At 70.0% G+C, this 13,614-nt stretch carries 15 protein-coding genes and 1 pseudogene; 10 read left to right on the forward strand and 6 right to left on the reverse strand.

Annotated features, from left to right (window positions below):
- Positions 1 to 14: 14 nt before the first annotated feature.
- A complete protein-coding gene (locus G6N45_RS05585) occupies positions 15 to 419 on the reverse strand; it encodes a heme-binding protein (RefSeq protein ID WP_163720757.1) in 405 nt (134 codons plus the stop codon).
- 325 nt (positions 420 to 744) lie between these two features.
- Between G6N45_RS05585 and G6N45_RS05590 the strand changes: the two genes are divergently transcribed.
- From G6N45_RS05590 to G6N45_RS05600, 3 genes are read left to right on the forward strand one after another with little or no spacing between them, the layout of a single operon-like run.
- Positions 745 to 1,356, forward strand: a complete 612-nt coding sequence (locus G6N45_RS05590; protein ID WP_246229026.1) for a nitroreductase family protein — start codon at positions 745 to 747, stop codon at positions 1,354 to 1,356.
- Between the two features lie 49 nt (positions 1,357 to 1,405).
- Positions 1,406 to 1,804, forward strand: a complete 399-nt coding sequence (locus tag G6N45_RS05595; protein WP_163727867.1) for a VOC family protein — start codon at positions 1,406 to 1,408, stop codon at positions 1,802 to 1,804.
- On the forward strand, positions 1,801 to 2,673 hold the full coding sequence (locus G6N45_RS05600) for a rhomboid family intramembrane serine protease (protein WP_163720758.1): 873 nt from the start codon (positions 1,801 to 1,803) through the stop codon (positions 2,671 to 2,673). The genes G6N45_RS05595 and G6N45_RS05600 overlap by 4 nt, the downstream gene beginning before the upstream one ends.
- On the opposite strand, the gene G6N45_RS05605 is transcribed toward G6N45_RS05600, so the two are convergent.
- Positions 2,666 to 3,538: an LLM class F420-dependent oxidoreductase gene (locus G6N45_RS05605; protein WP_163720759.1), complete on the reverse strand. Its 873-nt coding sequence runs from the start codon at positions 3,536 to 3,538 to the stop codon at positions 2,666 to 2,668. The two genes, G6N45_RS05600 and G6N45_RS05605, sit on opposite strands and share 8 nt — an antisense overlap.
- A gap of 55 nt (positions 3,539 to 3,593) precedes the next feature.
- Here G6N45_RS05605 and G6N45_RS05610 point away from each other — a divergent pair, with 55 nt between their 5' ends.
- Together G6N45_RS05610 and G6N45_RS05615 are read left to right on the forward strand one after the other, a co-directional pair.
- On the forward strand, positions 3,594 to 4,298 hold the full coding sequence (locus G6N45_RS05610; RefSeq protein ID WP_163720760.1) for a beta-phosphoglucomutase family hydrolase: 705 nt from the start codon (positions 3,594 to 3,596) through the stop codon (positions 4,296 to 4,298).
- Entirely contained in the window at positions 4,298 to 6,667 is a 2,370-nt protein-coding gene (locus G6N45_RS05615; protein ID WP_163727871.1) for a glycoside hydrolase family 65 protein, read from the forward strand. The genes G6N45_RS05610 and G6N45_RS05615 overlap by 1 nt, the downstream gene beginning before the upstream one ends.
- Here the strand turns inward: G6N45_RS05615 and G6N45_RS28380 are convergent.
- Positions 6,653 to 7,450: pseudogene (locus G6N45_RS28380) on the reverse strand (GGDEF domain-containing protein); the annotation flags it as partial. The gene G6N45_RS05615 and the pseudogene G6N45_RS28380 overlap by 15 nt on opposite strands.
- A gap of 348 nt (positions 7,451 to 7,798) precedes the next feature.
- Between G6N45_RS28380 and G6N45_RS05630 the strand changes: the two are divergent.
- Positions 7,799 to 8,602: a hypothetical protein gene (locus G6N45_RS05630; protein WP_163720762.1), complete on the forward strand. Its 804-nt coding sequence runs from the start codon at positions 7,799 to 7,801 to the stop codon at positions 8,600 to 8,602.
- 73 nt (positions 8,603 to 8,675) lie between these two features.
- Positions 8,676 to 8,963: a hypothetical protein gene (locus G6N45_RS05635; RefSeq protein WP_057149690.1), complete on the forward strand. Its 288-nt coding sequence runs from the start codon at positions 8,676 to 8,678 to the stop codon at positions 8,961 to 8,963.
- 71 nt (positions 8,964 to 9,034) lie between these two features.
- On the opposite strand, the gene G6N45_RS05640 is transcribed toward G6N45_RS05635, so the two are convergent.
- Complete coding sequence (locus G6N45_RS05640) at positions 9,035 to 9,373, reverse strand: aminopeptidase (RefSeq protein WP_163720763.1); 339 nt, start codon at positions 9,371 to 9,373, stop codon at positions 9,035 to 9,037.
- 102 nt (positions 9,374 to 9,475) lie between these two features.
- Here G6N45_RS05640 and G6N45_RS05645 point away from each other — a divergent pair, with 102 nt between their 5' ends.
- Positions 9,476 to 10,402 (forward strand): DMT family transporter, encoded by a 927-nt coding sequence (locus G6N45_RS05645; RefSeq protein ID WP_197746869.1) that lies wholly within the window; start codon positions 9,476 to 9,478, stop codon positions 10,400 to 10,402.
- Here G6N45_RS05645 and G6N45_RS05650 read toward each other — a convergent pair.
- Both G6N45_RS05650 and G6N45_RS05655 read right to left on the reverse strand, forming a co-directional pair.
- The gene (locus tag G6N45_RS05650) at positions 10,378 to 10,953 is read right to left on the reverse strand and encodes a sigma-70 family RNA polymerase sigma factor (protein WP_163720764.1); all 576 of its coding nucleotides are present in this window, start codon (positions 10,951 to 10,953) and stop codon (positions 10,378 to 10,380) included. The genes G6N45_RS05645 and G6N45_RS05650 overlap by 25 nt on opposite strands.
- Positions 10,954 to 11,065: 112 nt before the next feature.
- Positions 11,066 to 11,485 carry a TIGR03668 family PPOX class F420-dependent oxidoreductase gene (locus G6N45_RS05655; RefSeq protein WP_057149687.1) on the reverse strand — a complete coding sequence of 140 codons (420 nt, stop codon included), beginning with the start codon at positions 11,483 to 11,485 and terminating at the stop codon, positions 11,066 to 11,068.
- A 112-nt stretch (positions 11,486 to 11,597) separates the two neighbouring features.
- Between G6N45_RS05655 and G6N45_RS05660 the strand changes: the two genes are divergently transcribed.
- Together G6N45_RS05660 and G6N45_RS05665 are read left to right on the forward strand one after the other, a co-directional pair.
- Positions 11,598 to 12,740, forward strand: coding sequence for an ABC transporter substrate-binding protein (locus G6N45_RS05660; RefSeq protein WP_163720765.1), 1,143 nt, complete (start codon positions 11,598 to 11,600; stop codon positions 12,738 to 12,740).
- A 1-nt stretch (position 12,741) separates the two neighbouring features.
- On the forward strand, positions 12,742 to 13,584 hold the full coding sequence (locus G6N45_RS05665; RefSeq protein WP_407664296.1) for an ABC transporter permease: 843 nt from the start codon (positions 12,742 to 12,744) through the stop codon (positions 13,582 to 13,584).
- The last annotated feature ends 30 nt before the right edge of the window (positions 13,585 to 13,614 follow it).

Genomic DNA, 13,614 nt, shown 5'->3' on the forward strand with positions numbered 1-13,614 from the left:
GGGGATGTGCTCGCTCAGCCGGCCATGAAGGTGTTGTAGGCCGACTGCAGATCGCCGGGCAGCACGTTGACGTTGCAGGCGCGCTGGGTGTCACCGATCGGCGACAGGATGCCCCGCAGGTCGTAGTACTCGCCCGGGTTGGCGGTGAAGTAGCCACGCAGGTTGGCCTCGGCCTCCGGACGCGGCTGGTTCATCGCCGCGGTGACCGCCTGGTTGGCGCCGGGATGGCTGTCGAGGTACTGACGCGCGGCGGTGGCCACCGAACCGGCGGTGCCCGCCACCTGGCTGGCGCTGCACTGCTCACCGGGAGCGGCCGACGCGACGGGCACTGCCACGGTCGCCGCGGCCAGGCCGCCGAAGACGCATGCCGCCCCGACGCGGGCCAGGTTCTTGCGCACGCTGATAGCACTGGAATTCATGTTGGTTTGGTTCCTCACGGATCTCGAAACGGTTGATGCTGTCCCCCACCCGAAATCCACGGTAACCGTGCTCGGGCAGAGGCAAACCCGGCGAGCCGCGCGCGCACGAACACCGCTGCGGGCGTTACTGTTTGCGGGCGTGACATCGGCCTCAATCCGGTGCGGAAACGGCGTTTTGAGGCGCCCGGAATTGGGGATCGACTGAGGTTTCTCACAGTCGGCGGGTTTTCCTTAAATGATCGTGATATCGGTTGTGTCCGAATCGTTATGCGCCGACGCCCGCTAAGTTCACGCTGTGCACGCTGAGACGACCGATGTGTGGACGGTGATGTCCACCGCCCGGACCCTGCGGCGGTTCACCGACGAACCCGTCGGCGATGCGACGCTGCAGCGCTGCCTGCAGGCGGCGACGTGGGCGCCCTCGGGCGCCAACGCCCAGGCGTGGCGGTTCGTCGTGCTGCGCAGCCCCGAACAGCGCGCGGTGGTGGCCCGGGCTGCCGCGCCTGCGCTGTCGGTCATCGAGCCGGTCTACGGCATGAGACGGCCCGCCCCGGACGACCGCAGTCCGCGGGCCCGTAACGACCGGGCCACCTACGAGCTGCACGACCGTGCCGGCGAGTTCACCTCGGTGCTGTTCACCCAGAAGCGCTTCGCCACCGCGTCAGAGCTGCTGCTCGGCGGGTCGATCTTCCCGGCCATGCAGAACTTCCTGCTCGCCGCCCGTGCGCAGGGCCTCGGGGCCTGCCCGACCAGCTGGGCCTCCTACGACGGCGAGCATCTGCTCCGGAAGGCCGTCGGGGTGCCGGCGGACTGGATGCTGGCGGGTCACGTCGTGGTCGGCTGGCCGAAGGGCAGGCACGGTCCGCTCCGGCGCCGTCCGCTGCGGGAAGCCGTCAACCTCGACCGTTGGGACCAGAGCTGGGACCAGAACAAATGACGCTGCCGTCGCCGACGGCTAACTTGGTGGCGTGAAGCTGGATCTGCTCATGCCCGGCATCGAGGTGGGCCTGGTGACCACGAACCTCGACGCGATGACGGCGTTCTACGAAGGATTCCTCGAACTCGAGCCGCAGGGCGAGATCGCGTTCTCCGATGCCGGGGGTGGCGGTTCGCAGCGCCGCTACACGCTGGGGAACAGCGTGCTGAAGCTTGTCACCTACACGACCGCGCCCGCACCGGCCGTGCCTGGCGGCGGCCGCGCACAGGCCGGGTTGCGGTACTTCACGATCGGGGTCAACGGGCTGCGCGCCGTCGCCGAAGCGTTCGAGGCGTCGCCCTACGAGATCGTCGAGCCGGTGACGGAGTTCGCGCCGGTCCCGGGCATGGGTTTCATGTTCGTCGCCGACCCCGACGGCAACCACCTCGAGCTGTTCGGGACCCTGTGAGCTACCCGCCGAGTTATCCGACGCCGCCGCAGCAGGCCCCGGCCTGCTACCGGCACCCCGACCGGCCGACCTACGTCCGCTGCACGCGGTGCAATCGCTACATCTGCGGTGAGTGCATGCACGACGCCGCTGTCGGGCATCAGTGCGCCGACTGCGTCAACGAAGGCGCCCGCTCCGTGCGCCAGGCCACCACCCCGTTCGGGGCGGTGCAGCGCCGGTCGAGGACGCCCGTCGTCACGTACACGCTGATCGGCCTCAACGTCGCGATGTTCGCGCTGCAGATGGCGGTCCCCGGCACTCAGCGGGCGCTGGCGCTGTTGCCGCTCGCGGTCGCCGAGGGTGAGTGGTATCGGCTGGTGACCTCGGCGTTCCTGCACTTCGGCATCACCCACATCGCGTTCAACATGCTGGCGCTGTACTTCGTTGGCCCGCAGCTGGAGGCGGCGCTGGGCCGGTTGCGATTCAGCGCGCTGTATCTGCTCAGCGCGCTGGGCGGCTCCGCGCTGGCCTACCTGCTGACGCTCAACGCGCTGACCGCCGGGGCGTCGGGAGCCGTGTTCGGGTTGTTCGGCGCGACCTTCGTGGTGGGCAAACGCCTCAACATGGACATCCGCGGCGTGATGGCCGTCATCGCGCTGAACCTCGCCTTCACGTTCGTCTTTCCGCTGATCAGTTCGGTGAACATCAGCTGGCAGGGCCACATCGGCGGGCTGGTCACCGGCGCCGCTGTCGCCGCGGCGTACGCCTACGCCCCGCGCGCCAGCCGGGTGGCCGTGCAGGCAGGCGCCAGCGCGGTGGTCCTGGTGTTGCTGCTCGCGATGATCGTGTACCGGACCGCCGATCTGCGGGCGATGTTCGGGCTCAGCTAGCGGTCAGGCCTGCCGCGTCGGCCACCGCCTCGAGCGCCGCCAGATGCTGTTCGACGGTGCGCAGTCCGGCGCCCATCAGGTCCACCGACAGGTGCGTCGCGCCGGTGCGTGCCCATGCGTCCGTCCCGGCGGCGATGGCGTCCGGGTCGTGCCGCCACTGCACGCGGCCCTCCATGCCGATGCCCGCCGGGTCGCGCCCGGCGTCGCGCGCTGCGGCGTCGACGAGGGATCGGGCCTCCTCCAGCGCCGGACCGGGCGGCACGATCGGGAACCACCCGTCGGCGAACCGGCCGGCCCGCGCGTATGCGCGCGGGGACGCCGCCCCCATCCACAGCGGGATGGGCCGCTGCACCGGGTGCGGCGCCAGTCCGGCGCCGATGACGCGGTGGTGCCTGCCCTCGAAGGTGACCGACCGCTGCGTCCACAGCAGCCGCAGCAGTTCCAGTTGCTCCTCCGAGCGCTTGCCGCGGTTGCCGAACTGCTCGCCGAGGGCCTCGTACTCGACGGCGTTCCACCCCAGCCCGACCCCGAGCCGCAGCCGCCCGCCGCTGAGCAGGTCGACCTCGGCGGCCTGCTTGGCCACCAGCGCGGTCTGCCGCTGCGGCAGGATGATCACCCCGGTGACCAGCTCCAACGTCGACGTCAGCGCGGCGAGGTAGCCGAGCAGCACCAGCGGCTCGTGGAACGTGGTGTCGATGTCGTAGGGCCCGGCCCACCCCTGGTGCACCGCGGGGTCGGCCCCTAGCACGTGGTCGTAGGCCAGCAGGTGGGCGAAGCCGAGCTCCTCGGCGCGCGCGCCGAAGGCGCGCACCGCCCCGGGATCTCCGCCGAGCTCGGTTTGCGGGAACACCACTCCGACGCGCATACAGACAGCCAACCATCGCCGCGTGGAAAATCGTCCCTCCGGGTAAGAAGAGAGGGTGTTCGGCTTACCCGATCGGATCCGCGCCTGCCTGTTCGATCTCGACGGAGTGCTCACCGACACCGCCAGTGTGCACCGCCGGGCATGGAAGGCGATGTTCGACGAGTACCTGCGGCAGCGCGACGGAGACGGTTTCACGCCGTTCGATGAGCACGCCGACTACCAGGACTACGTCGACGGCAAGCCGCGGGACGACGGGGTGCGGTCATTCCTGCAGAGCCGGCACATCGGCGTCGATGACGCGACGGTGCGCGAGCTCGGCGACCGGAAGAACACGGCGTTCCAGCACACCCTCGACAAGGACGGTGTGGAGGTGTTCGACGGGTCGCGGCGCTTCCTCGAGGCCGTCGCCGAGGCGGGGCTGCGGCGCGCAGTCGTTTCCTCGAGCGCCAACACCAAGCAGGTCCTGGAGATCACCGGGCTCGACGTCTACATCGAGGTCCGCGTCGACGGGGTCACGCTGAACGAGGAACACCTGTCGGGCAAGCCGGCCCCGGACACGTTCCTGCGCGCGGCGCAGCTGCTCGACGTGGACCCGGCCGAGGCCGCGGTGTTCGAGGATGCGCAGTCCGGCGTCGCCGCCGGGCACGCCGGCCACTTCGGCGCCGTGGTCGGCGTCGACCGCGTCGGGCAGGCCGACGCGCTGCGCGCGCAGGGGGCCGACATCGTGGTCACCGACCTCGCGGAGCTGTTGCCGTCATGATGATCACCGACGACGCGTTCCCCGTCGAACCGTGGCAGGTCCGCGAGACCGAGCTGCGCATCGACCTGTTGCCCCAGAGCGAGTCGCTGTTCGCATTGTCCAACGGACACATCGGCTTTCGCGGCAACCTCGACGAAGGGGAGCCCTACGGCCTGCCCGGCACCTACCTCAACGGGTTCTACGAGGTCCGGCCGCTGCCCTACGCCGAGGCCGGGTTCGGCTACCCCGAGGACGGCCAGTCCATCGTCGACGTCACCAACGGCAAGCTGATCCGGCTGCTCGTCGAGGACGAGCCATTCGACGTCCGGTACGGCGAATTACTCTCGCACGAACGCGTTCTCGACATGCGGGCGGGTACGCTGAGCCGTTCCGCGGAGTGGTGCTCACCGGCCGGCAAACAGATCCGGATCAACTCCACGCGGCTGGTGTCGCTGGCGCACCGCGGGCTGGCCGCCATCGAGTACGAGGTAGAGGCGTGCCACGACGTCCGCATCACGCTGCAGTCGGAACTGGTGGCCAACGAGGATCAGCCGCCGCCGTCGGACGATCCGCGGGTGGCCGCGGCGCTCAACCAACCGCTGGAGGCGGTGCAGCACGAGGTCGCCGAGCGCGGCGCGCTGTTGATCCACCGCACCCGGGGCAGCGGACTGATGGTCGCCGCGGCGATGGACCACGTCGTGGAGGGGCCGGGCCGGGTCGACATCAGCGGCGACGCCGGGCCGGACTGGGCCCGCACCACCGTGGTGTGCGGGCTGAAAACCGGTGAGCGGCTGCGGATCGTCAAGTATCTGGCCTACGGATGGTCGAGCCTGCGGTCCCGCCCCGCCCTGCGCGATCAGGCGGCCGCCGCGATCGCCAGCGCCCGCTACAGCGGGTGGGACGGGCTCCTCGACGCGCAACGCGCCTACCTCGACGACTACTGGGACACCGCCGACGTCGAGGTGGACGGCGACCCCGACTGCCAGCAGGCGGTGCGGTTCGGGCTCTTCCACGTGCTGCAGGCCAGTGCCCGGGCCGAACAGCGTGCGATCGCCGGAAAGGGGCTCACGGGAACGGGTTACGACGGCCACGCCTTCTGGGACACCGAGGGGTTCGTGCTGCCGGTGCTGACCTACACCGCGCCGCGGGCGGCGGCGGACGCGCTGCGCTGGCGAGCGTCGACTCTGGATCTGGCCCGCGACCGGGCGCGTGAGCTCGACCTCGCCGGTGCAAGCTTCCCGTGGCGCACCATCCGGGGCGAGGAGTGCTCGGCGTACTGGCCGGCGGGTACGGCCGCATTCCACATCAACGCCGACATCGCGATGGCCTTCGAACGCTACCGTGTGGTCACCGGCGACGACAGCATCGAAAAGGAATGCGGCCTTGCCGTTCTCGTGGAGACCGCGCGCATGTGGCGCTCTCTGGGTCACCACGACCGGTACGGCGCATGGCGCATCGACGGGGTGACCGGGCCCGACGAGTACACCGCGGTGGTGCGCGACAACGTGTTCACCAACCTGATGGCCGCGGCGAATCTGCGCGTCGCCGCCGACGCGTGTGCCCGGCATCCCGACGCCGCAGCCGAACTGGACGTGGACACCGAGGAGATCGCGGCGTGGCGCGACGCCGCCGACGCCGTGCACATCCCCTACGACGAGGACCTCGGCGTGCACCCGCAGTGCGAGGGCTTCACCACGTTGCGGGAGTGGGACTTCCGCGACAACACCGAGTATCCGCTGCTGCTGCACGAGCCGTACGTGCGGCTCTATCCCGCCCAGGTGGTCAAGCAGGCCGACCTGGTGCTGGCGATGCAGTGGCAGAGCCATGCGTTCACCGCCGAACAGAAGGCCCGCAACGTCGACTACTACGAGCGGCGCACCACCCGGGACTCGTCGCTGTCGGCGTGCACACAGGCTGTGATGTGCGCCGAGGTGGGCCATCTGGAGTTGGCGCACGACTACGCGTACGAGGCGGCGCTGATCGACCTGCGCAACCTGCACCACAACACCGGCGACGGCCTGCACCTGGCCTCGCTGGCCGGAACCTGGACCGCGCTGGTTGCCGGGTTCGGCGGACTGCGGGACGACGAGCGGGTTCTCGCGCTGGATCCGCAGCTGCCCTGTGGCATCAACCGGTTGCGATTCCGGTTGTGCTGGCGCAACTTTCGCGTGACCATCGACGCCGACCACCAGCACGTCACCTACACCCTGCGCGACGGCCCGCACTCGAAGCTGAAGATCCGGCACGCCGGCCGAATACTGGAGATCAGCACCGACGCGCCGACGAAGGTGGAGGTGTGCGAGCGTGAGCCGCTGCTGCCCACCCCGAAGCAGCCGCCGGGCCGCGAACCGTTCCGCCGCTCACGGGTGCGGTCAGACTCGCAGGCATGAGCCGACCCGTCGGCACCGGACGGCACGCAAGGTCTCTGACGACTGTGCAGTCGCGGCCGTTGGCCTTCGCGTCGTAGAGGGCGCGGTCGGCTGAGTCGAGGAGGTCGGGCAGAAAGAACGGTGCCTTCGCTGTCGCTACCCCGAAGCTTGCCGTCAACGACGCAGTGGCCCCGGCATAGGAGATGGTCATCGACGCCAGATCGGCACGTATCGACTGGGCGAGTGTCACCGCCTCGGCTGCTCCGAGGTCTGGCGCGAGTACGGCGAACTCCTCGCCGCCGATGCGACCGGTCAGACTTCGGGCGCCGTTCGCAGCACCGCGACGAAGGCTTTGAGCGCCTCGTCTCCACCGGCATGACCGAGTGCGTCATTGACCGTCTTGAAGAAGTCGAGGTCGGCCAGTATCAGCGCGCACGAGGAGGCGTTACGCAGGGTGAGTCCCGCCCCTTCCGTGAAGCCCGGCCGATTGAGCAAGCCCGTCAGTTCGTCGCGGTCGCGCTCGAATCGGAGGTCGGCGACCAGATCAGCGGCGCTGGCCGCGAGTAAGCCCACCATTGCCGCCGGAAGGACCAGTGCGCTCGCAACGGTGATTCCGACCACGGCGAGAGATCCGGCGAATACGTCGATCGCCGCATCGGAGGTGATCTCGTGCGGCAGCCTCGAGAACAAGGCCAGCACAACGTTCAGCAGCAGAGCGCCCGACAACACCAGCGTGGCGGCCACCGCGATCCGATCGGTGAGGCGATGACGGGCCCGTGCAAGCAAGCGTGTTGTGGTGAACATCAACAGGAGGCCGAAGACCAGGGCCACGTTCGCCGCGAAGCAGAACGCGATCGTCCCTGCGAAGCACAGGGTGTGGAGGCGGCTCCGGTCTATCCCCCAGAGCACCACGAAGCTCAGCCCGACACCGATCAGCAGGAATGCTCCGAGGTCGATCACCGCCAACAGACCCCGGCTCACCGCGCTCCCCCCGCGCGGACCCTCTCGCCGCTACTCCCACACGTCAGACCGGGAGAAGCCTCACCGCGGCGGGGGACGTCGAACACGCAACCAAGCCTGACAGAGAACACGCGGTAGGGAGTTGCGTCGACCATCCGCCGGGATGCGGACTCGTTGGCGATAGTGGTGATCGTGGCTGACGAGGAGCGGTTCGCCGTCGATGACGCATTGGACAGGCTGTACGCGACACGCCCGGAGGACTTCACCGCGCAGCGCACCCGCCTCGCGGCGGAGGCCAAGCGCGCCGGCGACGGGGCCGCCGTGAAACAGATCAGCGGCAGCCGCAAACCGACCGCGGCGGCCTGGGTGGTCAACCTGCTCGCACTTCGCGGTACCGCACGGGCGTCGCTGGCCGAGCTCGGCGCCCGGCTGCGGGAGGCGCACGCCGCGATGGACGGCGAGGCGATCCGCACGCTCACCGGTGAGCAGCGCCGGCTCGTCGACGAGCTGAGCCGGGCCGGTTTCCTCGCCGCCGGTGTCGCCGAACCCTCGGCCGCGCTGCGCGACGACGTCACCGCGACACTGCAGGCCGCCGTGGCCGATCCGGACGTCGCGTCGCGACTGGGCCGGCTCACCAAGGCCGAACAGTGGTCCGGCTTCGGCGAATTCGGCATGGCGACAGCGGTTTCGACGAAGCGCGCCGCGCCCGCACGCGTGGCGCCAGCTAAGGCGCCTGCGAAGAAGGCGGACGACGAGCAGGCCCGGCAGGCCCGCGAGGCCCTCGCGGCGGCCGAACGTCGCAGGTCCGAAGCCGACTCCGCAATGACCGAGCTGCAGTCCGACCTGGCCAGGGCGCGGTTGCGTGTCGAGGATGCCCGTCGCCGCCTCACCGACGCCGAGCAGGCGCTCTCGGCGGCGGAGGACGCGTACGCGGCCGGCAAGCGGGAGAGCCGCGATGCCGCGGCCGCGGTGAAGGCGGCCAAGCCCGCGCGATAGCTCTGGCGCGGGTACAGCAACCCCGGGCTAGTCTGGGCGCAGGCACAGGCATCGGAGAAGGGGAGACGCGCAGATGAAGCTTCAGGTGTTGCCCTACGTCAGCGTCGAGGTCGACGAGCGCCTCCGCCGCAGGTTGCGCATCGCAGGGGAGCGACTGCGGGTGAACATGCGGGCCTATCTGCTCAGCGCGGCCGACGACGTCGACACCGCGGTCGACACGGCCGGCGACCGGGTGCGCGGGCTGTGCGACCGCGCCGTGAACCGGTTCGACTCCGTCGCGGCCACCGTCACCGACAAGATGGGTCCCGCGCCGGACGCCCGCCCGCGGCTGAGGGTCGTGCGCGACCGCGAAGCCAGCTAGATGAAATCCACGTTCTGCAGGGAGTCACTCGCACTTCTGCTGCAAAACGTGGATCTCAACCGCGAAACCAGCTAGGCGCGTACCCGGCCCGCGCGACCGCCCACGAAGAACGAGCCGGCGAGAACCACCAGCCCCACGACCGCGACCGGGATCGACCACGACCGCCGTGACGACAGCGCCGAGTTGCACTCGGCGACGAAGTCCTTGTGCGGGATGATCTCGTTGAGAACGGGCAGGTTGGCCAGGTTCTGGCTGTCGACGTCACGGGCCTGGGACAGATCCGCGGCGATCGCGTTGCCGCAGCCGATATCGCCCTGAGGCCCGGGCACCGACACGGGCATCAGCAGCCCGATGACCCCGACCAGCAAAACCACCGCACCGGCGATCATGATCAACCTACGCAGATTCATGGCCCGGGTTATGCCCAGTTCCGCGCTGCCGAAACAAGATCGATCGTTTGCCGGCGTGGAGCCGGGTGGGCAGCCGCCCCTCCGATGTGCTGTCCTTGTCGGGTGATCGGCCATGGTGTGACCGTCCTGCTGTCGTTGTTGGCGGCGGTGTTTCTGGCCATCGGCATCGTGGTGCGTCAGCGGGCCACCCTGGACGTGCCCGCCGAACACGGCGTCAGCAGCGTCATGTTCCTGACGCTGATCCGCAGGCCACTGTGGTGGGGCGGCACCGCCGCGGCGATCGCCGGCTACGTGTTCCAGGCGCTCGCCCTGGCCAACGGGTCCCTGCTGCTGGTGCAGCCGATCCTGGTCTCGGCCCTGCTGTTCGCGCTACCGCTGTCGGCCCGGCTGGCGCACCGCCGGGTCACCCGGGCGGAGTGGGCGTGGGCGCTGCTGCTCACGGCGGCGCTGGCGGTGTTCGTGGTGCTGGCCAAACCCAGCCCGGGCGACTACGAGGCGACGCTGAGCACGTCGGCGGTCGTCGCGGTGGTGTGCACGGTGGCGGTGCTGGCCTGCGTGGTGGTCGCGTTGCGCAGCGTCGGCTGGCGCCGCGCGGTGCTGCTGGCCGTCGCGGTGGGCGTGCTCTTCGGTGTCGTCGCGGTGCTCACCAAACTCGTCATGCACGTGCTCACCCACGAGGGGCCGCTCGCGGTGCTCCTCACCCCGGTGCCGTACCTGCTGGCGGTGCTGGGCGTCGTCGCGGTGCTGTTGCAGCAGTCGGCCTTCCACGCCGGCTCGCTGCAGACCTCCGTGCCGACGATGCTGACGCTCGAACCGGTGATCGCGGTGCTGCTCGGGGCGATCGTGCTCGGGGAGCACCTCGACGTCGGCCGGTGGGACTCGGTGGCGCTGGCCGTGTCGACGCTGGCGATGGCCGCAGGCACGATCGCGCTGGGCCGTGACGAGGGCGCCTACGAGGAGCAACTCATCGCGCCGCCGCCGGCCACGCCCCCGGGGCCGGTCGATCACGCCGCTTCGGGCAGCGAATAGCCGACGGCCCTGGCGGTGTCGCGCAGCGTGCGGCGCAGCTGGGTGCGGCCGCGGTGCAGCCGCGACATCACCGTGCCGAGGGGGACGTCCATCCGTGCTGCGATCTCCCGCAACGTCAGCCCCTCGACGTCGGCGTAGTACACCGCGGTGCGATACACCTCGGGCAGCGCGCGCATCGCTGCCGCGATGGCGGGGTCGCCGAGGCGCACCAGCACGTCGTCCTCGGGCGACCGGGCCGACGTGGCCCGCTGGTGATGGGCCATCATCTGGGTGTCGGAGATCGCGTCTGTGAACTGCAGAGCCGGACGGCGCTGCACTTTGCGGTACTCGCCGATGTGGGTGTTGACCATGATCCGGTACAGCCAGCCCGCCAGGTTGGTGCCCTCGCGGAAGCTCGCGAACGCGGCGAACGCCTTGGCGGCCGTCTCCTGGAGCAGATCGTCGGCGAGGTCGGGGTCGCGGGTCAGCCGCACCGCGTGCCCGCGCAGCTGGGTCAACAGCGGAACCGCGTCGCGGGAGAAGCGGACGGCGAGCTGGTCGGTGTCGGTCATCGGGACTCCTCGGCGCGGCGGATGGTGCCTTCGACCTTTCCGCCCGGCGCCCCGGCCGTCTGCCCGGCTGACCCCCATCTGTGTTCAGGACAACCGCCGCACCGACTACCGGCTAGCCCCCACCCCAGGACGCCCAGCGCCGGATCCGGATGCTGACGACGGGCCCGTTGAGCGCAACCCGTTCGTACTGCGGATACTTCGCCCGCAACTGCGCGTAGCCCAGGGCCACCTCGTCACCGGACCGGTGGATCGTCGCGGTCCCGTCCGCGCGCACCCACCACAGCCGCGCCCAGTCGTCATCGTAGTGGTCGACCAGCAGACTGACCTCGGAGTTGTGCTCGATGTTGGCCAGCCGGCGCAGGCGCTGAGTGGACTTCGGCTTCGCGTCGACCGCGGTGTACACCAGATCGTCGCGGCCCGCGGCCAGCGCGAAGACGACCGGCACCACGTGCGGTGTGGCGTCGGGGCGCACCGTGGCCAGAGCCGCCACCGGCGCACCGGCGAACGCGGCGACCGTCTGCTCAGGTGTCACCCGCTCAACCCTAGGCGCGGGCAGCGCTGCCGGGATATGGTTCACCGCGATGACACGGCCAGGCAACCGCTGCGCCACCGCGCCGACTCCCGCTCACCGGAAGGTCTCATCCATGCCTACTTCCGCTTCACTGTTCTCCCGCGTCGTCGCGTGTGCCGCGTCCGCGCTCGTCGTGGCCGGGATCGCGGCGTGCGCGCCGCCGGAGAACAAGGATTCCGGCGCGCAGACCCAGTCCGGCGGCAAGGCCGCCGAGGCCACCTCGGCGCAGGACTTCGGCGGCATGGACGGCCTCGTCGAGGCGGCCAAGGGCGAGGGCACGCTCAATGTCATTGCGCTGCCGCCGGATTGGGCCAACTACGGCGCGATCATCAAGGCCTTCTCCGACAAGTACGGCATCAAGGTCACCTCGGCGCAGCCCGATGCGTCCAGCCAGGACGAGATCAACGCGGCCAACCAGCAGAAGGGCCGCAGCAGCGCACCCGACGTGTTCGACCTCGGCCAGTCGGTGGCGCTGGCGAACACGGCGATGTTCGCGCCGTACAAGGTCGCCACCTTCGACGACATCCCGGCCGCCTTCAAGGATCCCAATGGTGCCTGGGTCAACGACTACGGCGGCTACATGTCGATCGGCTTCGACTCCGCCAAGGTGCCGCCGGTGACGAACGTCAACGACCTGCTCAAGCCCGAGTACCGGGGCAAGGTCGCCCTCAACGGCGACCCCACGCAGGCCGGCGCCGCGTTCTCCGGTGTCCTGATGGTGGCGCTGTCCCAGGGCGGGTCGGCCGATGACATCGCCCCGGGTGTCGAGTTCTTCCGGAAACTCAAGCAGGCGGGCAACTTCCTGCCCGTCGACCCGACGCCTGCGACCATCGAGTCCGGGCAGACGCCGGTGGTGATCGACTGGAACTACACGAATTCATCTGAGACGAAGAAGCTTCCGTCCTGGACGGTGTTCGTGCCGCCGAACAACGCGGTGGCCGGCTACTACTACCAGGCGATCAACAAGGACGCCCCGCACCCCGCCGCCGCCCGACTCTGGCAGGAGTTCCTCTACAGCGACGAGGGGCAGAACCTGTTCGCCCAGGGCGGGGTCCGGCCGGTGCGGGCCGACAACATGACTGCCGCCGGAACCCTGGACAAGGCGGTCGCCGCGGCGCTGCCGGTGGTCGACGGACCCGTGACGGTGCCGACCCCGCAGCAGACCGAGGCCGCGTCGAAGTACCTTTCGGAGAACTGGGCCGCCGCGGTTGGCTGACATGCGCCGCGTGCGTGACGGCCTGCCGCTGCTGCCGTTCCTGGCGGTGGTCGTCGTCTTCCTGATCATCCCGACGGTCACCGTCGTGGTGAGCGCGGTGTATGTCGACGGGGCCATCTCGGGCGCCCGCGTCGCCGCGCTGTTCACCGGGACGGCACTGTCGGCACTGTGGAACAGCGTGCTGCTGTCGGGGGCCACCGCGATCCTCGGCGCGCTGCTCGGCGCGGTGATGGCGTGGCTGATCGTCAGCAGCCCGCCGACGTCGATGGTGCGTCGCGCGGTGCTGTCGCTGTGCAGCGTGCTGGCCCAGTTCGGCGGTGTGGCATTGGCTTTCGCGTTCCTCGCGACGGTCGGGCTGAACGGGGTGCTGACCCTGTGGGTGCAGCAGGCGACCGGCTGGAACCTCGCCGGGTCGGGTTGGCTGTACGGCCTGGGCGGGCTGATCCTGGTCTACACCTACTTCCAGATCCCGCTGATGGTGATCGTGTTCGTCCCGGCGCTGGAAGGTCTGCGCGACCAGTGGCGCGAAGCCGCCGTCAGCCTGGGCGCCTCGACGTGGGACTACTGGCGCGAGGTGGCGGTCCCGCTGCTGACGCCGGCGTTCCTCGGCTCGGCGTTGCTGTTGTTCGCCAACGCTTTTGCCGCGTACGCGACCGCGGCCGCACTGGTCAGTCAGGGCAGCCCGATCCTGCCGCTGCTGATCCGCGCCTCGCTGGTCAGCGAGGTGGTGCTGGGCCAGGCCGGGTTCGCCTACGCGCTGGCGCTGGAGATGATCGTCGTCGTGGCCGTCGTCATGGCGGCCTACAACCTGTTGGTGCGCCGCAGTTCCCGGTGGTTGTCGTGAGAACCGCGGTGCGCGGGGCACTGTGGGTGC

The organism is Mycolicibacterium psychrotolerans (assembly GCF_010729305.1).
Classification (GTDB): Bacteria; Actinomycetota; Actinomycetes; order Mycobacteriales; family Mycobacteriaceae; genus Mycobacterium; species Mycobacterium psychrotolerans.

Bases quoted from the DNA above. Each gene is read 5' to 3' on its own strand.
- G6N45_RS05585 (WP_163720757.1), bottom strand. From the start codon at position 419: ATGAATTCCAGTGCTATCAGCGTGCGCAAGAACCTGGCCCGCGTCGGG.
- G6N45_RS05595 (WP_163727867.1), top strand. From the start codon at position 1,406: ATGCCCGGCATCGAGGTGGGCCTGGTGACCACGAACCTCGACGCGATG.
- G6N45_RS05605 (WP_163720759.1), bottom strand. From the start codon at position 3,538: ATGCGCGTCGGAGTGGTGTTCCCGCAAACCGAGCTCGGCGGAGATCCC.
- G6N45_RS05615 (WP_163727871.1), top strand. From the start codon at position 4,298: ATGATCACCGACGACGCGTTCCCCGTCGAACCGTGGCAGGTCCGCGAG.
- G6N45_RS05635 (WP_057149690.1), top strand. From the start codon at position 8,676: ATGAAGCTTCAGGTGTTGCCCTACGTCAGCGTCGAGGTCGACGAGCGC.
- G6N45_RS05640 (WP_163720763.1), bottom strand. From the start codon at position 9,373: ATGAATCTGCGTAGGTTGATCATGATCGCCGGTGCGGTGGTTTTGCTG.
- G6N45_RS05650 (WP_163720764.1), bottom strand. From the start codon at position 10,953: ATGACCGACACCGACCAGCTCGCCGTCCGCTTCTCCCGCGACGCGGTT.
- G6N45_RS05660 (WP_163720765.1), top strand. From the start codon at position 11,598: ATGCCTACTTCCGCTTCACTGTTCTCCCGCGTCGTCGCGTGTGCCGCG.
- G6N45_RS05665 (WP_407664296.1), top strand. From the start codon at position 12,742: ATGCGCCGCGTGCGTGACGGCCTGCCGCTGCTGCCGTTCCTGGCGGTG.